Origin of the sequence: Archaeoglobus sp. UBA230 (assembly GCA_002507545.1) — an archaeon.
GTDB lineage: Archaea > Halobacteriota > Archaeoglobi > Archaeoglobales > Archaeoglobaceae > Archaeoglobus.
This window is the reverse complement of record DAVR01000003.1, coordinates 131,487-150,361: the sequence shown is the minus strand read 5'-3', so window position 1 is coordinate 150,361 and position 18,875 is coordinate 131,487. Positions and strand designations below refer to the sequence as shown.

Genomic DNA, 18,875 nt, shown 5'->3' with positions numbered 1-18,875 from the left:
CATATAAATTTTGAGAAACATCTCAAATCAGTCCTCTCTCACACCCTTCGGCTTGATTTTGTCATCTTTTTTCTTTTCGATTTCCTCACCTTCGATTAATTGTCTGTATTCTCCCTCAGTCATCTCCAGAACATAGCTACCAATGTATCCACAGTTCTTGCAGTAGTATTTTCCGGTGTAACCTCCAGCATCAAGCTCCAAATCTTTTGATTTACAGACTGGACAGACAAGAATTCTCTTCATGCTTAAACTTAACCTGATAAAAGATAAAGTTTGCTCACACGTATTTCACGATCTCCCTATCATTCGCTTCCCTTCTAACCTTTGTCGCAAGATACACAAAAGGCGTGTCCAATGCAGCGACGACGAATTTCATGATATAGGATGTTACGAAAATCTCTGCTATGATCTCCCACGGGAATACCTGTTCCCAGAATATGCCGAATCCAACGAAGGCAATCCACGTGAAAACGGCATTGTCTATGAGCTGTGAAACCATTGTTGAGGCATTGTTCCTCAACCAGAGATGTCTCCCTCTTGTCTTTCTCTTCCAGAAGTCAAAAGCCCACACATCGTGAAGCTGGGACACGATGTAGGCTGTAAGGCTTGCGATAGTGATGCGGGGCATTATGCCGAAAATCTGCTCCAGCGCCGGACTAAGAGTGTCACTTTCGTCAGGGATGAAAGCCAAACATATTTGCATTAGTAGTGTAAAGACAATCAACGTGAAAAATCCTATCTCCACTGCTCTTCTTGCCTCCCTTCTACCGTAGTTCTCGCAGAGGATGTCAGTAACAAGAAAAGTGGTGCCGTAAACGATGTTTCCCATTGCAGTCACGAGTCCGAAGAACTCTATTGTCTTCATAACCTGAACGTTTGCCAGAATTATCGCCATTGCAGTCCACGCATACAAGCCTGTTCTACCGAAAAGCCTGTAGGCAATGGTTGTACCTGTAAAGCTCGTTATAAGTAAGATAAACCATAGAATTTCGTTCTGAAATGGTAGCATAGATGTATTGGAGAATGCAGGAGTTAAATTTTTTTGGGTTTCGAATCCGGAAACCTTATATACTTCATGATAGTAATAATAATGTATATGAGCACCAATATTAATGGTTTCGATGCAAAATTCTGGAGAGATGTTGTGGAGAATGCGTTGGCAGGAATCTTTATCATTGATGAAAAGCTGAGATTCAGGTATGTTAACAGAATTGTTGAAATAGCGACGGGGTATTCACGAGATGAAATATACAACATGAGTGTTTTTGACCTTGCTCCCGAAGAAGATCATCTGAAAATCTTAGAAGCCCGTGAGAGGGGTGTGAAGGGAGAACAGGTTTTTATGGAAAACCAGTTCATAACAAAGGATGGAAGAAGGAGGTGGGTTTGGGGTTTCATACTTCCCATTGAATTTAGGGGAGAGAAACTTGGACTGGGTAACTGGATTGACATAACGAGGGCAAAGAAGCTTGAGATGAAGCTGAAGGAGAGTGAGGAATTTTACCGCACACTTATTGAGGATTCTCTGACCCCCAATTATATAGTCCAGGATGGAAAGTTCATCTACGTAAACAGGGCATTTGAACAGGCTACTGGATTTAAAAAGGAGGAAATACTCGGAAGGGATGCGTTCTCGATAATTCACCCGGAGGATAGAGAGATGGTCAGGAGAAAGTATCTAAAAAGGCTCAAAGAGGGGGGCAGTGATATCTACAGTTTTAGGATTATTAACAAGAATGGGAGAGTAGGTTGGACAACCATCAGACCATCGAGGATTACGATAAAGGGGAGGGAAGCTGTTGCTGCAACGGCTCTGGACACAACTCAGATACACGAACTCACTGAGGAGTTGAGGAGGAAAACGGAGTATCTTGCTCTCCTAAATAAAATTCTCCGCCACGACATACTTAACGATCTGACCATCATCAGGGCCGCACTTGAACTAAAGGATGAGAAGTTGATTGAGACGGCAATATCCAGAGTTGACAGAATAAGAGATTTGATTACGGAAACGAAGAGTCTTGAAGAGGCAGGAGGAGAGAAGAAGACAATCAATGTTGCAGAATTCGTTAAGGAAATCGCTGAACTGTATGGCAAGGAGGCGATTATAAAGCTAAATCTTGAGGATGTGTATGTGAGGGCAAATGAAGGGCTGAAGACAGTAATTCAGAATATACTCAACAATGCTATACTGCATAGCGGCAAATCACCTGTTGAGGTGGAAATCAGCACCTACACCGAAAATGGTTGGGGAGTTATCAGGATCGCAGACGATGGGAAAGGTATACCCGACGATATGAAGGAGTTGATATTTCAGGAGGGATTTTCGACAGAGAAGGGGAGTGGTCTTGGACTGTTTATAGTCAAGAAAGTTACGGAGCTTTATGGAGGGAAAATAGAGGTTAAGGATAACGAGCCAAGTGGGGCTGTTTTCGAGATTAAACTGCCAGTCGAGAAATTTGGCTAAAGCCCCCTAAGGTGTCCGCTCATCAGGCCAGTATATTTTTTGAGTGGCTCCCCTATATTCAATCCCCCTCCAGTTATCATTTCCAGAATCCTGAAGGTGCGCTCATGATCTCCAAATCTGTTTTTCAAAACAGCGATGGCTTTCAGTATTTCCCCCTCAAGCTCGATGTGCCTTCCGAGAAGTATGTAATCTGCATACTGGCTCACTCCATAGCCCGAAAACTGGAACACATCTACGGCTTCACCCATTTCGTTAATCAGAACAGCTATTGCTCCGCTACGTTTCAGGTAGTTTTGAAGCAATTCGAGAACCATCAGAGCCTCACTTTTGCTGGTTGCAATTCTTTCGATTGCATTTACGGGGTCTATCACAACCAGAGAAGGTCTAATTCTTGTAAAATCCTTTATTGCGATGTTGTAGAACTCACCTACACTTGAGAATTCCTTTTCAACTATTTTGATATTTTTCGGCTCATAACCGAACAGCCTCTGAAATCTTTCCTCTATGTAATCACCGGGCTCATCAAAAGCATACATAATGCCCTTCTCACCCCTTCTATCGTTCTCTATCAGTAACTGCATGCTCATGTTAGTCTTGCCTACACCCGCCTTTCCACATATCAGCAATTGAGAACCCCTGTAGAGTCCTCCACCAAACATCATATCAAGCTCAGCATTTCCTGTGCTTACCATCTCGTTGTCCCATATCCTCTCAGCATCGTACTTTATTATTGGATATACCTCTATTCCATCCCTTTTTATGTCATAGTAGTGTCTGCCAATGTTTGCATCTCCCCTGAATTTTAGCAGGTTAAGAATTCTGAAAACCCTCCCCTCTCTCTCAATCATTTCGAGATTGATTTCACCACTCACCATGTAGCTTATCAAGCCTCTTCCAAGTTCTTCAAATGCCTCGGAGGATATAACGAGCGTTGAATCTCCAGAAAGTCTATGGATAACAGAGGAAATTATCCTTCTGCTTAGCCCTCTGTCTTTCACGCAGTCAGATATCACCCCAATCCCGTCAATGAATATTCTATCAGCCTTTCCAGTCTCGCTCTCAATCATATTGAGAAAGTCGAGGATTTCAGATGTTACATTATCGCTCCAAACAACTGCTTCCATGCTCAGCACGCTGAATTTGGAAAACATGTCCACAAATTCTATTTTGTCAACAGGTAAGCCAAAATCTTCAGCCTGCTTCTTTATTTCACGCACTTCCTCATCGAAGGTTATCAGAACTGCTCTTTCTCCACGCCTAACACCCTCTGCAAGGAAGTGCAAACCGAAAAGCGTTTTTCCGGTTCCCGGGCCACCCCTTATCAGGCATGAACCTCCTTTGATGAAGCCACCTTTGAGAACCTTGTCCAAGCCCGGGACACCAGAAGAAACTCTTTCGGCGGTCATATCCTCCCCCGAATTGTATGGTTTTTGATTTATCTTGCGAGTTATAAATATTTTTACTAAAAACAAAATTTTTATAAGACAATATTTTTTATGTGTTCTGGAATATCTTCATCTCCTTCGTACCCCAGAGCCTTATCCACTGCATGTCTCGCAATGTATCCGGCGATGTGCAGCAGAGTCTCATTGTATTCGTTATCTCTCTCCATGCTGGCAGTGCAGGGATAGGCGTGATGAGCTTCAGCAATAACATTCCACAACTCTCTCATCTCCCCCTCTTTTATGGGAGTAAAATCAAAGCTCCTGAGCTTTATACCGATGAAGTAGGCACAACCGCAAGGTTCACTCCTCAGAATTCTGACGTAAGCTTTGCCGTCCTCGAGAATCTCAATTTCAAACTCAGGATAGCCTATGCCCATCTCTCTAATCATCCTATTTATTGTGGGATGCTTATCACTCTCCCTTAAATTGCAGAAAGGCTTCGGAGCAGCAAATTCTAAGCCTATTTCATCGCATTTCTCTTTCATCTGTTTTACCAAACCAGGAGAACACCATCTCGGTTCCTCAACTGGCACTACAAGAGCTTTGACTTTCCCTTTGAGTTTCTCAGGTAGCACTGCAAGCACATCTGGATGGAGGTTTATGGCAATGGCAATGTCTGCTTCGGGGATAAACTTGGGAAGAAAGTCCTCTGCGTTCTCTATAAAGTCGGGCATCGTTGTTGGGTCAGGCATTGAGAAGACGGCAATTATATTCTTTGAGAAGTTGTAAAGACCATCTTTACACTGGGTGCATGCGTCAATACTGCACGCCCCGTATGAAGGACATGAGTTGGGGTAGTTCATAAGATTGGCTATGAACCTCTCCCCAAAGAACCCGTGCTGAAATACCACTAACCTGAGATCAGACTCAAACATGTGTTTAGGATTCTCACCGACAGATATAACCGTTCTCCCTAAGGCTTTCGAAATTTTTAAAAAATCAAGACAATTATTTATTGTGAAACTAATTCCATGGCGCAGAGTAGGGAACTGGAAATGCATCAGATGCGGGAAATGCTGTAAAGAACTCGATGTTATGGTCACTTCTGAAGAGGAGAACAGGCTCAGGAAGTTTGGTGACATCTTCAGGAGGGGTAAGGTGCTGGTATACCTTAAAAGGGTTGATGGGAAATGTGTTTTCTTCAGATCAGGGATTTGCGCAATTTATCTTGAAAGGCCTATGGCGTGTGTCAAGTATCCCTTCTACTTCAAGTCCACTGGCGAAGAAGAATCCTATTTTGCAGGTGTTCATGTTTATGTGGACTCAAACTGTCCGGGGGTTGTTCTGGGCTGCCCCACTAAGTCTTTTGTGGATACAATCCAAAGCCTATTGAGAAATGAAAAGCTTATAATAGTGTAATTACCATATTGAAATAATGGGAAAAAATGAAATGCTAATCGCATCCTTTACTGCGGTTAACCTTATGGACTATCTCACGACTATTCAGGGAATTCAGAAGGGGTTTCATGAGGTAAACAGCCTCGTCGCGTCAATGACTCCTTTTTCGTTTCTGTTGCTTAAACTTCTGATAATTTTCTCCATCTCTGCAGCATTTTTCGTGCTGAGAAATTTCAATCTTCACATTGCGAGAGGCGTTTATATCGGTATTGCGTTGGGCGTAGCTATCTCAACGATTTTCGTAGGAATAATTGCAGCCCACAACATGCTGCTTCTTGCAGGCTTTCCTGAGGTTGAGGTTCTTGCCAAGATTGTATCGAGGATTCTGATTTAGCATTGATGAAAGAAAAGATTAATAATTTTAAAAAAAGTAAGTTTTATGGAGTTCCTGTGGGAGTATTTGGATTATTGGGCGAAAGTGGATGCAAGCTACCCAGCACTGAAATTCAGGGGAAGGGAAATCAGCTATGGAGAGATGAAGGATGCTGTTGACAGGCTTTCTGCATCTCTGATAGAGCTTGGGGTTGAGAAAGGGGATAGGGTTGCCACAATACTTCCAATGTGTCCCGAATATGCTTACACATTTCTTGCCTGTTCGAAAATCGGTGCCATATGTGTTCCAATGGATGTAAGATACAGGACGGCCGAACTCAGAGGATTCCTGGGTCATGCGAAGCCTAAGGTGGTAATAGCGATTGAAAGTTTTCAACATAAAAAAGAATTTAGAAGCTGTAAAGGATGAGATTGGCAATCCGAAGCTCTTTTTCCTCGGTTCTGAACCATCCTTTGAAGAACTGCTTAAAGGAGAACCATTAAAAGAGACAGTTGAGCAGTCTCCCGACGATGACATTCTCATAATATTCACAGGTGGCACCACTGGCATTCCCAAGGCTACTCTGCTGTCCCACAAAAATGTCATTTCAATGGCAAGAGGTGAGCTTGAGAGCATTGTAAGATACCTTGGCAGAGAGGAGAGGATGAAATCTCTTGTTCATCTCCCGCCGAGCCACGTTGGGGGTACAACTGAGCTTCTGACCGTGGGGATAATAAACGGATCCAAAATGGTTTTAATTGATCACTGGAGGCCCGATGTAGTGCTAAAGGAGTTATCAGATGAGAAAATACCCTTTTTCGGTGCAGTTCCAACAATGTTCGCCCTAATCTTCTCTTTCGCATCAGCCTCCAACATTCCCTTACCGCCCGTTGAGCTGCTGGTAACTGCTGGTGAAAAGCTGAATCCTGAACTTCTGAAACGTATGATGGGTTGGTGTGAGAAAATTGGTGTGGGATACGGTTCAACAGAGACTGCAGGCTTTGCCACCTTCTCTCTGCCTGAAGATGACCCTGAGAAGTTCACTGAGGGATATGTGGGAGTGCCCTTTGAGGGTGTGGAGGTTGTGGTGGTGGATGATGAAGGGAACAAAGTTGAGGATGGGCAGATTGGAGAGGTAATGGTTAAAGGCCCAGTGGTCAGCAAGGGATACTTTAATCAGCCAGAGGAGACAGAAAAGGGGTTTAAAGATGGATACTGGGTGAGTGGTGACCTTGGGTATATGAAGGGGAAGGAGCTTTACATTGTTGGCAGAAAAAAGGAAATTATCAGGGTTGGGAGTTATACAGTCCTACCTTCTGAAGTTGAAGAAATTGCAATGAGGAACCCCAAGGTTGCCATTGCCGCTGCCTTCGGCTATCCGCATGAAATCTACGGAGAGGTTGTATGGCTTGTTGTTGTTCCAAAGCCGGGAGAGAAGGTGGATGAGGATGAGGTGGTGGAGGCATGCAAGAAGGAGCTTGCAGACTTCAAGGTTCCAAGAAAGGTTCTGATCAGAGACTCGATTCCTCTCACTCGCTTGGGGAAGGCGGATAGAATAAAGTTGAAGGAGCTTATTTTGAAGGAGCTTTCAGAATGAGGGCAGAGTAGAGAGCTGTTAAGACAACCTCCTCTCTTTGATTTTTTACCTCCAAGCTGTATGTAACAACTCCAGACTTCTCGTTAAAGTCCTCTTTGCCAACAGCTTCTGCCCTTGCCTTTATTGTGTCACCTATGAAAACAGGTTTGAGAAATCTAACCTCCTTTATTCCAAAGAAGGCAACAACAGAGCTCACATCGTAATTGGACAGCAAAACCTGATCAACCATTCCAAGAGCTATGGACAGAACAAGCATCCCCTGTGCGATTCTCTCCTTAAATATTGTCCTCCTCGCAAATTCCACGTCTGTGTGGAGGGGAAAGAAATCTCCTGTGAGGTAAGCGAAAGTCCAGATGTCTGATTCTACAATGGTTCTCGGAATTGACTCGATTGAATCCCCAATCTGGATGTTTTCAAAATATATTGTTTCGCGACTCATAATTTATATAAACCTGAAATTATTTAAGATTTGTCTGCATTGAGTCAGAGCTGAAACCCTCTAAGTATCGTAGAATATGCGGGAAATAACTCAGAGAGGAACTACGAAAGAAAACAGTTCTTGTTCAATTTAAGTTAAGTGAAATCCACTTACAGGTGTTCAACGTCAGGTGACCGAAAATTTAAAATTTAGCTCTGATTCACTTCTTAAAAAGGAGGTATTGCAAGAAGATGTCGGAAATCTGTCCGGTTTGCGGACTACCGAAAGATTTGTGTGTTTGCGAGGAAGTGGCGAAGGAGCAGCAGTTTATTCTGATAAAGGTCGGTAAAAGGCGTTACGGCAAAGAGGTTACCATTATCGAAGGCATAGACAGCGGAGAGATAAATCTTGAAGAACTTGCGAAGTATCTGAAATCAAAGCTCGCGTGCGGTGGAACTGTTAAGAATGGGGCAATAGAACTGCAGGGTAATCATGTGAACAGAGTGAAGGAACTGCTGATAAAAAAGGGATTCAATCCGGATAGGATTAAAACTTAGCCTTGTCCGAGTATTCGATTATTTTTCTCATAATTTCTATATCTCTATCCTTTTCCTTCAACCTAAGCTCAAAAATCTTTTCTCTGCATGCCATGTAGGCGTTAAAGGCTCTGAACATGAGTTCCTCAACTCTCAGGTTGAATTTTAACCTGTCTTCACCTCTCAAACCAATCCCATCGGCCATCATATCTCTCAACTCAGAGATCAACTTGATACTCTCTCCTGGACTCAGATTTCTATCAGTCGCCAAAAATCTCATCAAATCATCAATTGCATCATCAACATCAGCATTTAGCTCTCCACTCGTGTGCAATGTCAGGATTCCATTAAATATCTTCCTCGCTGCATCCTCAACATAGTCAACAACCTCAAAAACGGGCTTTACAGGATATCCGGCAAGAATTCTGTCCACCCACGCCTTTATGATTTTCTCCTTATCCATAGTTTGCTGTCTGTTGCATGGCATAAGAAGATAACCTTTTAAGTTGCATTCAGTAAAACCTCCACATGAGCGACATCATGGAGATGCTGGTAAGACGCGGATTCCTCTGGCAGTCATTTGAGATTTATGGTGGTATGGCTGGTTTCATTGATTATGCTCCTCTCGGAAATAACCTCAGAAGAAAGATTGAGAACATATGGAGGAAGTATTTTGTAATCAATGAAAGAGCAGCAGAGATAGACACGCCCACCATAGGTATCGAGGAAGTTTTCATAGCATCAGGCCACGCAACTTCCTTCACAGATGTCGCCATCGAGTGTGAGGATTGTGGTAGGGTTTACAGAGCCGACCACTATGTTAAGGAGAAGCTTGGAATAGAGGTTGACGAAACGGTGGAGGCTGTAAAAGAGGTTATGGAAGTCTACGACCTCAAATGTGAGTGTGGTGGGAGGTTTAAGGAACCTGCCCCGATGAACCTGATGTTTTCCACAAAAATAGGCCCGGGAAAGGGGAAAAATGGCTATCTTCGCCCTGAGACGGCACAGGGTATGTTTGTGGACTTCAAAAGACTGGCAGGCTATTTCAGAGAAAAGCTTCCTTTCGGTGTGGCTCAGATTGGGAGAGCTTACAGGAATGAGATAAGTCCGAGACAAGGTGTTGTAAGGTTGAGGGAGTTCAATCAAGCTGAGCTTGAATACTTTGTTCATCCAGCAGAGAAAACACACCCTGAGTTTCCTACGGTAGCAGGAGACAGAGTTAAGCTGGTTGATAAGTTCGATACCGAGCACGAGATAACACTGTCGGAGGCTGTGGAAAAGGGCATTATTGCGAATCAGATTTTAGGATATTTCATTGGCAAGACGAGGCGATTCCTGCTTGAAATCGGGATTAAGGATGATAAGCTCAGGTTCAGGCAGCACAAGGATGATGAGAGAGCGCACTACGCCACGGATTGTTGGGATGCTGAGGTTGAGACGAGCTATGGCTGGATCGAAGTTGTTGGGATTGCCGACAGAACTGATTATGATTTGAGAAGGCACTCAGCTTACAGCGGCGAGGACTTGACAATTTTCGTCCCCTATGCCCAGCCCGTGAAAGTTAAGAGAAAAAAACTTGTGCCAAAAATGAATAAAATCGGTCCTACATTCAAGGAAAAGGCGAAAAAAGTCGCTGAGGCCATATCAGACTTCGATGGGGAGCAGGCTGATGAGATCGAGATTGTGATTGATGGTGAAAGGATAAAGCTTAACAGGGAGTTTTTTGATGTTGAAGAGGTTGAGGAGGAGGTTGCTGGTGAAAAAATAGTGCCTCACGTAATCGAACCATCCTTTGGACTTGACAGGATAAGCTATGCGGTTTTGGAGCATGCTTTCGATAGGGATGTGGTTGATGGAGAAGAGAGGAGGGTTCTGAGATTAAAGAGAAGTGTGAGTCCGATTGAGGTAGCAGTCTTACCACTGCTCTCAAGAGAGCCCTTTGAGTCAAAGGCTCAGGAGATAGTGTCACTTCTGCGAACTGAAGGTATTATCACTGAATACGACGATTCGGGGAGTATAGGCAGGAGATACAGGAGGTTTGATGAGATAGGGACACCCTTCTGTATCACTGTTGACCATCAGACCTTCGAAGATGAAACAGTGACCATCAGGGATAGGGACACCACGAGACAGGTCAGGGTTAAAATAGGGGATTTACTGGCTATTCTAAAGGAACTGCTGAAAAGTGAGAGGGACATCACCGAATTCGGTGAGGTGTTCAGGTAGTGCTCGTTCTTTCAGGCGGAACGGGGACACCAAAGCTTTTGCAGGGGTTAAAGGAGGTTTGCAGTTTTTGGGTTGTTGTGAACACTGCTGAGGACGTGTGGGTTTCTGGAAACAAAATCTGTCCTGACATAGATTCCGTGATTTACGCCCTTGCAGAGATTATTGACGACGACAAGTGGTGGGGAGTTAGGAATGACACTTTCACAACCCATGAAAGGCTGAAGGAGCTTGGATTCGATGAGGGGATGAGGATTGGGGACATGGATAGAGCGACGCATATACTCAGGAGTGAGGCTTTAAGGAGCGGAAAAAGTCTTTGTGAGGCAACGCAGATCGTTGCAAGGGCTTATGGGGTTGAGACCAGAATTTATCCCATGTGCGAGGAGGAAGTTTCTACAGTGGTCGTTACGGATGAAGGAGAGATGCACTTTCAGGAGTTTTGGGTGAGTAGAAGGGGAGAACCAGAAGTGCTGGATGTCAGATTTGAGAATATCGAGAGGGCTAAAATACCTGAGATTGTTAGAGGGGAATTGGAGAGGGAGGAAGAAGTGCTTATAGGTCCAAGCAACCCGATAACGAGCATAATGCCAATTCTCAGTGTTGAGGATTTTTCAGAGAGACTGAAGGATAAGAAGGTGATAGCAGTTTCACCGATTGTTGGAAACAGACCCTTTAGTGGGCCTGCAGGCAAGCTGATGAGGGCGAAAGGATTTGAAGTCTCACCAAAAGGCGTTTTCGATGTTTACAGCAGCTTTCTGGATATGCTCGTGGTTGATACATTCGACTCCAGATTCGAGTCGGAGAACATTGTCTCTACCAACACGATGATGAGAAGCAAGGAAGATGCTGTAAGGCTTGCAGAATTTATTGTAAAACTGTTCGATCGCTTATGATCAACGTTGCCGAAATCAATGCTATGCTGAAGAAAATGAAGTATCCCAAGCACTGCATTTACTGCGAGGGCATAGATGAGAGCGTTGAGAACCCAGTCCATCATCCGAGCTATGAAATCACCCCAGCCTGCAACCTCAACTGTATCTTCTGCTACTCCAAGGTTGCAGAGGTGAAAGGCTCAGCCCCAAAACCCGGCTACTACGGCACGCTTGAGCCAAAGGCGATAACAATTTCACAGTATGGAGAGCCTTTCGTCGTCGGAACGGAGAAGGTTGTTGAGCTGATAAGGAAGCTGCGCGAAAGGTTTGGTGAGGTGAGGATAGACATACAGACCAATGGAACCTTGCTTGACCCATCAAAACTTGGTGGTGAAGCGGATATTGTGATGATAAGCCTCGATGCCGGGAGCAGGGAAAAATATAAGGAGATTACGGGTGCAGACTTCTTTGAAAGAGTCGTCGGTAATATCAAGCAGATGGCTGAGCAAACCTATACTGTTGTCAGGACAGTTTTCATGCCGGGTGTGAACGATGGAGAGCTTGAAAACATAGCCAAGATCGCTTCCATTGCTGACGAGCTTTTTCTCCAGCCGTTGTCAGTGTACAGGGAGAACAGAAGGCTTCTGGAGATGATTGAGATTGAGAGGGTAGAGAGCATCGGAGAGTTTCTTGAAGCCGCATACAGGTTATTGAAGATAACAGAGGTGAGAATTCCCGGATGTTTACTACTAAACATTCGAAGCTTTCTTGAGAAATATGATATAGGGGACTTGATGCTCGTGAAAAGGGACGCTTTCGGTAGTGTTCCCATCATGCAGAGGGAATGGAGGTTCAGATTTTAGTAAGCTATTTTTAACTTATTGCGCTTGGGATGATATGAGATTTGCCGCAATAAGCGACACCCATGACAACTTAGTGGCTGTGAGGGAGCTTGTTGAAACTCTACGCAGGGAAAAGCTGGATTTCATTGTCCATGCTGGCGATGTGATATCTCCATTTACGCTTAAAGAATTCGAATCTCTTGGATTGAAGATGTATATAGCCTTTGGAAACAATGACGGGGAAAGGAAGATTTTGACGCAAATTGCAGAAAAGAACGACTGGGAGATTGGGGATATAGTGGATTTTTCCCATGGAATTGTTTATCACGGCACTGACAGAAGAATCTTGGAGATTCTGAAAAAGACTGGGGCTTTGATCATTACTGGGCACACCCATGATCCCAAGATCATCAGAGAAAAGGCAACCATTCTGAATCCGGGCGAGGTTTGCGGATATCTCACGGGAAAAAGAACATTCGCCATTGTTGAAGATGGGGGCATAAATCTGATTGAGCTGTGAAAAACTGAAAAACATTAATTAAGGCACGGTCAAAACTTGAAACATGGGCATACTTAGAGTTGTAAATCTCGGTGTTGAAGTTGGTGAAAAGAAAATACTGAAAAACGTTAATCTCTTTATCAAGCCCGGAGAAACCTTTGTACTCTTCGGTCCCAACGGTTCAGGTAAGTCAACTTTACTGAATGCAATCATTGGGAATCCTGCCTACAGGGTTGTGAGCGGCAGAATAATGTTCAAGAAGATAGATGTGACGAACCTTCCAACGAATGAAAGGGCAAAGCTCGGAATCGGAATAGCATTCCAGAACCCACCAAAAATCAACGGTGTCAAGCTCATAGATGTGCTGAGATACTGTGCGAAAGTCGGAGGTCATTCCGAAGAGACAATACTGGAACTGGCTGAGAAGATGAAAATGACCGATCACCTTTATAGGGAGATAAATGTCGGTTTTTCGGGTGGAGAAGTCAAGAGGTCAGAACTGCTGCAGCTCATGTTGATGAATCCAGATTTAATTTTGCTTGACGAGCCAGATAGTGGGGTTGATCTGGAAAATGTTGCACTAATCGGTGAGGCAATCAACGAGCTTCTTGAGAGGGATAAGGATGCGGAGAGTAGGGAGAAATCCGGAATAATCATCACCCACCAGGGACACATTCTCGATTACGTGGATGCAGACTATGCTGCGATACTCTATAATGGCAGGATTGCCTGCATCGGTGAGCCGGAGGACATTCTGAATCAGATAAGGAGTGAAGGGTATGAGGGGTGTATGGCGAAATGTCTGAGGAATATGGAGAACTTGGAGTAGATAAAGAAAGGCTGAGAGAGGTGGGAATAGAGCTTGACGAATCCAAGAGATCGGGGACGTATTTACAGGAGGATCAGGAAGCTAAAACCTTCGCGTCCTTCTTTGAAGGGGTTGAAGTGATGAGCATACAAGAGGCGATGAAAAAGTATGAGTGGGTTAAAGATTACTTCTGGAAAATTTTGAGGAGGGATCAGGACGAATACACAAGGGAAGCTGACACCGCTGATGTCAATGGTTATTTCATAAGAGCGCTGCCAGATGCGAAGGTTGAAATTCCTGTTGAGGCATGTCTGTATCTGAAAAAGGCGGGGAAGCAGAGGGTTCACAACATCGTCATAGCCGAAGAAAACTCGGAGCTAAACATAATCTCAGGCTGCACGTCCCATCCCGGTGTTGCAGGTATGCATATCGGGCTATCAGAGTTTTACGTGAAGAAGAATGCAAAGCTATCTTTCACGATGATCCACAGCTGGGAACCCACTGTTGAGGTAAGACCAAGAACGGCAATTCACATAGACGAGGGAGGGAGTTTCATCAGCAACTACATTCTGCTGAACCCTGTAAAGCTCGTTCAAACCTATCCCACTGCTTATGTTGAAAAGGATGGAACTGTTGTGTTCAACAGCATAATCGTTGCCCTCGAAGATAGCGTGGTTGATTCTGGAGCGAGAGCAGTACTGAGAGGAGAGAACAGCAGTGCAGAAATTGTTTCGAGAACGATTAGCAAGGGGGGAAAGGTTATCGCGAGAGGACACATCATCGGTGAGGCTCCGGAAGTCAAGGGGCACTTGGAGTGCAAGGGTTTGATGCTTTCCGAGAATGGGCTGATACACGCAATTCCTGAGCTTGAGGCCAAGTATCCCAACGTTGAACTCAGCCATGAGGCAGCTATTGGCAAAATAGCGGAGGAGGAGATATTCTATTTAATGTCGAGGGGTTTGAGCAGGGATGAGGCGACTTCAGCCATCGTTAGAGGATTCATGGAGATAGAGATAAAGGGGTTGCCCGATGCGCTGAAGGAGGCGATAGACAGAACCTTGAAGATGGCAGAAAAAGATTTGCTGTAGTCAGAGAGTACAGCCATCATCATCGCAAAGCTCAGCTTCTGCCAGATTCATCATCAGTCCCTTTCCCCTTAACTCGCTTAAAGTTTTTTACCAAAATGGTAAAGGTGTAGGGGGAAAAATTTTAAGGCTCGATATTAAACCCAGCACAATGAGAGAAGCAGGAAGACTTTCCCAGATTTCGACCTCAATGATACGCAGGATGTTTGAGATCGTTGAGAAGGCAAAAAAGGAGGGCAAAGAGATCGTAAGCCTTACCATTGGTGAGCCGGATTTTGACACTCCAAAGGAGGTTGTTGAGAAAGCCTGCAGAGCTATGAATGAGGGATACACACATTACACATCAAACTTTGGCCTTGAGGAGCTGAGGGAGGCCATAGCGGAGAGGTACGGGGCGCATTTATCGAATGTGATGGTTACTGCAGGTGGCAGCGAAGCTCTGATTAATGCATCCCTTGCCTTCATTGAAGAAGGGAGTAGAGTTGTAGTCCCTACCCCAAACTTCCTCAGCTACTTCACCTATGCCAAAATGTGTGGAGCAAAAATTGAGCAGGTCAGAACGCATGACACAGCCTTCATTCCTGACCCTGACAGGGTGAACGAGGTAATGGGAAGAGATGTAAGTGTCTTATTCCTGAACTATCCCAACAATCCCACCGGGGCGGTAATGAGTGGGAAGGATGCGAAGGCTATTGTCGAAATTGCAGCAGACAACGGTGCGATTGTAATCAGCGATGAAATTTATGATCAGATATACTACGATGTAAAGCCCACATCGCTTGTTGGTTACGAAAACGTTGTGTGTGTAAATGGTTTCTCCAAGTCACTCTCCATGACCGGATGGAGGATTGGATTTACGATAGCAGATGAAAGGCTGCTGGACTCCATGTTAAAGGTTCATCAGGTGAACGGCGTCTGTGCCCCGGCATTCGCCCAGAAGGCCGTTGCAGAGGTTCTGACAGAAGGTATTTTCGATGAAGTGGTCTCCAGAATGGTTTCTGAGTTCAGAAAGAGGAGAGATTACGTTTATTCGGAGCTAAGCAAAATTTACGATGTTGTAAAGCCGGAAGGAGCCTTCTACATGTTCGTAAACGTTAAGGAGGATTGCATGGCTTATGCCGAGAAACTGCTTGATTACGGGGTTGCTGTGACTCCGGGACTGCCGTTTGGGAATTACAATGAGACCTATGTGAGAATAAGCTACGCCAACTCGATTGAGAACCTGAAGAAGGCTGTTGAGAGTATAAAGAGCTATGAGAGTCAGAAAGCTTGAAGAAAGTGATGTAGGGGATGCGGTTAGAATTCTGGTTTTATCATTTGAGAGGGAGTTGAACTTTATTTTCAAGGACATAGAGCTTGCAAGAGAGTTGTTTTTTAAGTTTTTTTCAGATTACAATGAAAACTGCTTCGTTGTGGAGGAGGAAAGGGTTTTGGGCTTTGCTTCATACTCAGTCAGAAAAATGCCTATCTCAAAGCTCCTCAGAAAAGAACTTGGATTCGTGAATGGGTTTAAAGCCTCTCTGCTAATCAGCTATCTCTGTCCGAAGCCCAAGAGGAAGGAAGGAGTAATCAATTTTATTGCTGTATCACCCCTCAGAAGAAATCGCGGTGCAGGTTCACTTCTTCTCAGCAAAATAATTGAGGATGCAAGGGATAAGGGGGTTAGAAGGCTAAAATCCTATGTTTCTCTTGAGAATGACGCTGGGATAGGATTACTTACCAAATTCGGATTTGAAATTGATAAAATGCTGGATAACAGCTTTGCGGAGAAAAACTTCGGTCAGAGACAGTGGTATTTGATGAAGTTAGAGCTTTAGCTAAATCCCAAGTCTTCTGAGCATTCTGCTTGAGAGGGAAAGGGAGTACTCTTTTACCAGCTTCTCTATACCCGGATTGGATATTACTTCTACATCCGACTCCGAAATTTCGAATCTTTCCATTGCAAGTCTTAAATGCTGGATTTCAGATGGATCAAAGCCCATAAGCCTCGCGCCTATGATGTCCGCAGCCACCACATTATCACTTGCAATCATCACCTCATGCTTTACGGGTTTTGGGCGCATTTCGGAGTTTGTGCCTCCTATTATACCATCTATTATGGTAAGAGATGGTTGGAAAAAGCTCAAAAGATCAATGAGTTTCTGGTGGATGTTTCTGTGCATGTAGATTGCCGGCTTCTTCAGAAATCCCATGTTGTTCTTGATTCCCAGCGTAACCGTCGCCAAATGGTGAACTTTGAGCTTAGGCACCGTTAAGTAGCATTCTCTTGCTTTCAGAGAAGTTTTTGCAACCTCCACACTTTTCAAAGCTTCTCCACTTATATTTACATCTACAAACTCATCGGCGTTTAGATTTACGCATTCGGCAATTTCTCTTAATCCAAACCTTTCAAAACACTTCTCTGCAGAATCCTTATAAAAACCACCCTCAACAATGATCGGCTCCATTCCGTATTCTTTCGCCGCCTCTACTATCGCCCTTACCAACTCTGGGTGAGTGATGCAGCCATTTTCCGGACTGTCAAGTTTGAGGAAATTGGGTTTGACATACTTAAATTTGGGATTGAATAGCTCGAATGCTCTCTCAATGAACTTTCCAACCTCCTTGTAGCTTTTGACCCTTTCCACAACAACTTTCATTTCAGGAACTCCAGCACCAGCTTTAAAACCTCTTCTCTCTTCTCCACAATAACACCATGTCCAGCATCCTTTATTATAGCAAGCTTGGCATTTGGAATAGCCTTGGCAATTTTCACACTGTTCTCAGGTGGAACAAGAATGTCCCTCTCAGCGCCGATTACGAGGGTGGGGATTTTCAGGTGTTTCAGTCTCTCATATGCGCTGAAATTGACGATCGCCTTTAGCTGCTTCAGATGATTCTCGTAGGTAATCATGTTCTCCATAAGCTTTTCTTTGCTTATCTCTGCTACAATTGGATATTTTTCAACAAACTCTGGCGTAAACAGAGCTTTCAGCCATAGGCCTACGATTTCCTCTGGTGCGTGTTCTCTCCAGTCCAGTGTAATGAGGTCCATTATTTCAGGCTTGGGAGGAATGGCTTCAGCACCACCGGGATGTGTGACAGCAAGAACGAGCTTTTCTACCCTTTCGGGGTAGTTTAACGCAATTTCCTGAGCGATCATCCCTCCCATTGAAAGCCCGAAGATGTGTGCTTTTTCGATTCCGAGGGCATCCATGAGTCCAACCGTGTCATCAGCGAACATTTTTATGGAGTAATCCCCTTCCGTACCACCAGTCTTTCCCGCCCCCCGGTTGTCGAAGATTATCACCCTGAAATGTTCTGAAAGACCGCGAACAAGCAGAGGGTCCCACCAAGAGGTGTTTCCGTCAAGACCCATTATCATGACAAGTGGAAATCCACTGCCATATTCTTCATAATACATGTTCAGGTCTTTAACCCTTGCAAATGGCATGAAGCTTAATGACGTTTAATTTCTATTAAATATTTTGTTTTTGGCATCTCAGCTCTTAGTTACTGAAAACAGTGTGTTATCCAATTCCATAGTTCCTCATAACCAGCTTTTCAAAGATACCGTCAGGTATTACTCCCTTCAGGTTTGCCGCAACCCTTTCCATGAATGGACCAACCCTGTATCTTGGTTTGGGATTTTTTGCCTTTATAACTCTCTCAAGCAATTTCGCAACCACTTCTGGTGGAGGGCCACCTCTTTCGTTCCTCTCAACGATGCTCATAACCCTGTCGAAATAGGGTTTGTAGTCAGGAATTCTGTTCTCTACAATTTTTCTGTTGTCAACGAAGGGCGTGTTTATATCGCCCGGTTCTATCAACACAACTTTTATGCCAAAGGGTTTGACTTCCATCCGCAAAGCCTCGCTGTATCCTTCGAGGGCAAACTTGGCTGCACTGTAGAAGGGCTGGAAGGGAAGGGCGATTAGACCCATTATGGAACTTATGTTCACGATCAATCCACTCCTCTGCCTCCTCATAATCGGTAGAACAGCCCTGCACACTCTGTGAACGCCGAAAAAGTTCGTTTCAAAGATATTCTTTGCCTCCTCTATTGTCGTCTCCTCAACCGCTCCCGCAATACCTATTCCGGCATTGTTAACGACAACATCTATTCTCCCCTCCCTCTCAATGATGTAATCAATGCATTTCCTCACAGAATCGTCATCTCTCACATCCATTTGGATCATGTGGCCTTCAGGAGGAAATTTTGCCTTCCTGCTCGTCCCGTAAACCTTGTATCCCTTCGAAATAAGATGTTCAGCGCAAGTCTTTCCTATACCCGAGGAGGCTCCAGTTATCAGCACGATCATGAAGCAATTTTAATTCTTAATTTAGTTAAATTTTTTGAACCACCAAAACCATATTAAAGTCTCTGAAT

Annotated in this window: 23 protein-coding genes; 14 read left to right on the top strand and 9 right to left on the bottom strand. The window is 44.3% G+C overall.

From position 1 onward, the window contains the following. Window positions 1-27 precede the first annotated feature (27 nt). Window positions 28-243 carry a TFIIB-type zinc ribbon-containing protein gene (locus BP688_RS00980; RefSeq protein WP_290598001.1) on the bottom strand — a complete coding sequence of 72 codons (216 nt, stop codon included), beginning with the start codon at window positions 241-243 and terminating at the stop codon, window positions 28-30. Window positions 244-277: 34 nt separating this feature from the next. Then, window positions 278-1,009 carry a queuosine precursor transporter gene (locus BP688_RS00975; RefSeq protein ID WP_290598000.1) on the bottom strand — a complete coding sequence of 244 codons (732 nt, stop codon included), beginning with the start codon at window positions 1,007-1,009 and terminating at the stop codon, window positions 278-280. 87 nt (window positions 1,010-1,096) lie between these two features. Between BP688_RS00975 and BP688_RS00970 the strand changes: the two genes are divergently transcribed. Next, window positions 1,097-2,467 (top strand): PAS domain S-box protein, encoded by a 1,371-nt coding sequence (locus BP688_RS00970; RefSeq protein ID WP_290623780.1) that lies wholly within the window; start codon window positions 1,097-1,099, stop codon window positions 2,465-2,467. Here BP688_RS00970 and BP688_RS00965 read toward each other — a convergent pair. Both BP688_RS00965 and BP688_RS00960 read right to left on the bottom strand, forming a co-directional pair. Next, the gene (locus tag BP688_RS00965) at window positions 2,464-3,873 is read right to left on the bottom strand and encodes an ATPase domain-containing protein (protein WP_290623778.1); all 1,410 of its coding nucleotides are present in this window, start codon (window positions 3,871-3,873) and stop codon (window positions 2,464-2,466) included. The two genes, BP688_RS00970 and BP688_RS00965, sit on opposite strands and share 4 nt — an antisense overlap. Window positions 3,874-3,944: 71 nt before the next feature. Beyond that, window positions 3,945-4,787, bottom strand: a complete 843-nt coding sequence (locus BP688_RS00960; RefSeq protein WP_290597997.1) for a DUF166 domain-containing protein — start codon at window positions 4,785-4,787, stop codon at window positions 3,945-3,947. Window positions 4,788-4,869: 82 nt separating this feature from the next. Here BP688_RS00960 and BP688_RS00955 point away from each other — a divergent pair, with 82 nt between their 5' ends. The 4 genes from BP688_RS00955 to BP688_RS00940 are packed head-to-tail and all read left to right on the top strand — an operon-like array spanning window position 4,870 to window position 7,220. After that, window positions 4,870-5,271 carry a YkgJ family cysteine cluster protein gene (locus BP688_RS00955; protein ID WP_290597996.1) on the top strand — a complete coding sequence of 134 codons (402 nt, stop codon included), beginning with the start codon at window positions 4,870-4,872 and terminating at the stop codon, window positions 5,269-5,271. A 16-nt stretch (window positions 5,272-5,287) separates the two neighbouring features. Beyond that, the gene (locus BP688_RS00950) at window positions 5,288-5,644 is read left to right on the top strand and encodes a DUF5658 family protein (RefSeq protein ID WP_290597995.1); all 357 of its coding nucleotides are present in this window, start codon (window positions 5,288-5,290) and stop codon (window positions 5,642-5,644) included. A 45-nt stretch (window positions 5,645-5,689) separates the two neighbouring features. Further along, complete coding sequence (locus BP688_RS00945) at window positions 5,690-6,052, top strand: AMP-binding protein (protein ID WP_290623776.1); 363 nt, start codon at window positions 5,690-5,692, stop codon at window positions 6,050-6,052. Beyond that, window positions 6,006-7,220, top strand: a complete 1,215-nt coding sequence (locus BP688_RS00940; protein WP_290623775.1) for a class I adenylate-forming enzyme family protein — start codon at window positions 6,006-6,008, stop codon at window positions 7,218-7,220. The genes BP688_RS00945 and BP688_RS00940 overlap by 47 nt, the downstream gene beginning before the upstream one ends. Here the strand turns inward: BP688_RS00940 and BP688_RS00935 are convergent. Next, the gene (locus BP688_RS00935) at window positions 7,195-7,659 is read right to left on the bottom strand and encodes a MaoC/PaaZ C-terminal domain-containing protein (RefSeq protein ID WP_290597992.1); all 465 of its coding nucleotides are present in this window, start codon (window positions 7,657-7,659) and stop codon (window positions 7,195-7,197) included. The genes BP688_RS00940 and BP688_RS00935 overlap by 26 nt on opposite strands. Before the next feature lie 230 nt (window positions 7,660-7,889). On the opposite strand from BP688_RS00935, the gene yciH reads away from it, so the two are divergent. After that, on the top strand, window positions 7,890-8,195 hold the full coding sequence (gene yciH / locus BP688_RS00930; RefSeq protein WP_290597991.1) for a stress response translation initiation inhibitor YciH: 306 nt from the start codon (window positions 7,890-7,892) through the stop codon (window positions 8,193-8,195). Here yciH and BP688_RS00925 read toward each other — a convergent pair. Continuing rightward, a complete protein-coding gene (locus BP688_RS00925; RefSeq protein WP_290597990.1) occupies window positions 8,185-8,637 on the bottom strand; it encodes a hypothetical protein in 453 nt (150 codons plus the stop codon). The genes yciH and BP688_RS00925 overlap by 11 nt on opposite strands. 65 nt (window positions 8,638-8,702) lie before the next feature. Here BP688_RS00925 and glyS point away from each other — a divergent pair, with 65 nt between their 5' ends. The 8 genes from glyS to BP688_RS00885 all read left to right on the top strand — a co-directional run bounded on the left by glyS (window position 8,703) and on the right by BP688_RS00885 (window position 16,323). Continuing rightward, window positions 8,703-10,400, top strand: a complete 1,698-nt coding sequence (glyS, locus tag BP688_RS00920; protein ID WP_290597989.1) for a glycine--tRNA ligase — start codon at window positions 8,703-8,705, stop codon at window positions 10,398-10,400. Further along, a complete protein-coding gene (cofD, locus tag BP688_RS00915; protein WP_290597988.1) occupies window positions 10,400-11,293 on the top strand; it encodes a 2-phospho-L-lactate transferase in 894 nt (297 codons plus the stop codon). The genes glyS and cofD overlap by 1 nt, the downstream gene beginning before the upstream one ends. Window positions 11,294-11,316: 23 nt before the next feature. Beyond that, window positions 11,317-12,135: a radical SAM protein gene (locus BP688_RS00910; RefSeq protein ID WP_290597987.1), complete on the top strand. Its 819-nt coding sequence runs from the start codon at window positions 11,317-11,319 to the stop codon at window positions 12,133-12,135. Between the two features lie 34 nt (window positions 12,136-12,169). Further along, complete coding sequence (locus BP688_RS00905; protein ID WP_290597986.1) at window positions 12,170-12,634, top strand: YfcE family phosphodiesterase; 465 nt, start codon at window positions 12,170-12,172, stop codon at window positions 12,632-12,634. 43 nt (window positions 12,635-12,677) lie between these two features. Then, window positions 12,678-13,442 (top strand): ABC transporter ATP-binding protein, encoded by a 765-nt coding sequence (locus tag BP688_RS00900; RefSeq protein ID WP_290623771.1) that lies wholly within the window; start codon window positions 12,678-12,680, stop codon window positions 13,440-13,442. Continuing rightward, window positions 13,412-14,509: a SufB/SufD family protein gene (locus BP688_RS00895; protein WP_290597984.1), complete on the top strand. Its 1,098-nt coding sequence runs from the start codon at window positions 13,412-13,414 to the stop codon at window positions 14,507-14,509. The genes BP688_RS00900 and BP688_RS00895 overlap by 31 nt, the downstream gene beginning before the upstream one ends. A gap of 148 nt (window positions 14,510-14,657) precedes the next feature. Then, complete coding sequence (locus BP688_RS00890) at window positions 14,658-15,779, top strand: pyridoxal phosphate-dependent aminotransferase (RefSeq protein WP_290597983.1); 1,122 nt, start codon at window positions 14,658-14,660, stop codon at window positions 15,777-15,779. Further along, on the top strand, window positions 15,760-16,323 hold the full coding sequence (locus tag BP688_RS00885; RefSeq protein WP_290597982.1) for a GNAT family N-acetyltransferase: 564 nt from the start codon (window positions 15,760-15,762) through the stop codon (window positions 16,321-16,323). Before BP688_RS00890 ends, BP688_RS00885 begins: the two co-directional genes overlap by 20 nt. Here BP688_RS00885 and BP688_RS00880 read toward each other — a convergent pair whose 3' ends face one another. The 3 genes from BP688_RS00880 to BP688_RS00870 form a co-directional block, all read right to left on the bottom strand. Continuing rightward, complete coding sequence (locus BP688_RS00880; RefSeq protein ID WP_290597981.1) at window positions 16,324-17,145, bottom strand: DUF362 domain-containing protein; 822 nt, start codon at window positions 17,143-17,145, stop codon at window positions 16,324-16,326. After that, a complete protein-coding gene (locus BP688_RS00875; protein ID WP_290597980.1) occupies window positions 17,142-17,939 on the bottom strand; it encodes an alpha/beta fold hydrolase in 798 nt (265 codons plus the stop codon). Before BP688_RS00875 ends, BP688_RS00880 begins: the two co-directional genes overlap by 4 nt. Window positions 17,940-18,015: 76 nt before the next feature. Then, window positions 18,016-18,807 carry an SDR family oxidoreductase gene (locus BP688_RS00870; protein WP_290623769.1) on the bottom strand — a complete coding sequence of 264 codons (792 nt, stop codon included), beginning with the start codon at window positions 18,805-18,807 and terminating at the stop codon, window positions 18,016-18,018. Window positions 18,808-18,875: the final 68 nt, after the last annotated feature.

Bases quoted from the DNA above. Each gene is read 5' to 3' on its own strand.
- BP688_RS00875 (WP_290597980.1), bottom strand. From the start codon at position 17,939: ATGCCATTTGCAAGGGTTAAAGACCTGAACATGTATTATGAAGAATAT.
- BP688_RS00880 (WP_290597981.1), bottom strand. From the start codon at position 17,145: ATGAAAGTTGTTGTGGAAAGGGTCAAAAGCTACAAGGAGGTTGGAAAG.
- BP688_RS00965 (WP_290623778.1), bottom strand. From the start codon at position 3,873: ATGACCGCCGAAAGAGTTTCTTCTGGTGTCCCGGGCTTGGACAAGGTT.
- BP688_RS00980 (WP_290598001.1), bottom strand. From the start codon at position 243: ATGAAGAGAATTCTTGTCTGTCCAGTCTGTAAATCAAAAGATTTGGAG.
- BP688_RS00935 (WP_290597992.1), bottom strand. From the start codon at position 7,659: ATGAGTCGCGAAACAATATATTTTGAAAACATCCAGATTGGGGATTCA.
- BP688_RS00910 (WP_290597987.1), top strand. From the start codon at position 11,317: ATGCTGAAGAAAATGAAGTATCCCAAGCACTGCATTTACTGCGAGGGC.
- BP688_RS00890 (WP_290597983.1), top strand. From the start codon at position 14,658: ATGAGAGAAGCAGGAAGACTTTCCCAGATTTCGACCTCAATGATACGC.
- BP688_RS00895 (WP_290597984.1), top strand. From the start codon at position 13,412: ATGTCTGAGGAATATGGAGAACTTGGAGTAGATAAAGAAAGGCTGAGA.
- yciH (WP_290597991.1), top strand. From the start codon at position 7,890: ATGTCGGAAATCTGTCCGGTTTGCGGACTACCGAAAGATTTGTGTGTT.
- BP688_RS00970 (WP_290623780.1), top strand. From the start codon at position 1,097: ATGAGCACCAATATTAATGGTTTCGATGCAAAATTCTGGAGAGATGTT.
- BP688_RS00885 (WP_290597982.1), top strand. From the start codon at position 15,760: ATGAGAGTCAGAAAGCTTGAAGAAAGTGATGTAGGGGATGCGGTTAGA.
- BP688_RS00900 (WP_290623771.1), top strand. From the start codon at position 12,678: ATGGGCATACTTAGAGTTGTAAATCTCGGTGTTGAAGTTGGTGAAAAG.
- BP688_RS00975 (WP_290598000.1), bottom strand. From the start codon at position 1,009: ATGCTACCATTTCAGAACGAAATTCTATGGTTTATCTTACTTATAACG.
- glyS (WP_290597989.1), top strand. From the start codon at position 8,703: ATGAGCGACATCATGGAGATGCTGGTAAGACGCGGATTCCTCTGGCAG.
- BP688_RS00960 (WP_290597997.1), bottom strand. From the start codon at position 4,787: ATGTTTGAGTCTGATCTCAGGTTAGTGGTATTTCAGCACGGGTTCTTT.
- BP688_RS00905 (WP_290597986.1), top strand. From the start codon at position 12,170: ATGAGATTTGCCGCAATAAGCGACACCCATGACAACTTAGTGGCTGTG.
- BP688_RS00870 (WP_290623769.1), bottom strand. From the start codon at position 18,807: ATGATCGTGCTGATAACTGGAGCCTCCTCGGGTATAGGAAAGACTTGC.
- BP688_RS00950 (WP_290597995.1), top strand. From the start codon at position 5,288: ATGGGAAAAAATGAAATGCTAATCGCATCCTTTACTGCGGTTAACCTT.
- BP688_RS00925 (WP_290597990.1), bottom strand. From the start codon at position 8,637: ATGGATAAGGAGAAAATCATAAAGGCGTGGGTGGACAGAATTCTTGCC.
- BP688_RS00945 (WP_290623776.1), top strand. From the start codon at position 5,690: ATGGAGTTCCTGTGGGAGTATTTGGATTATTGGGCGAAAGTGGATGCA.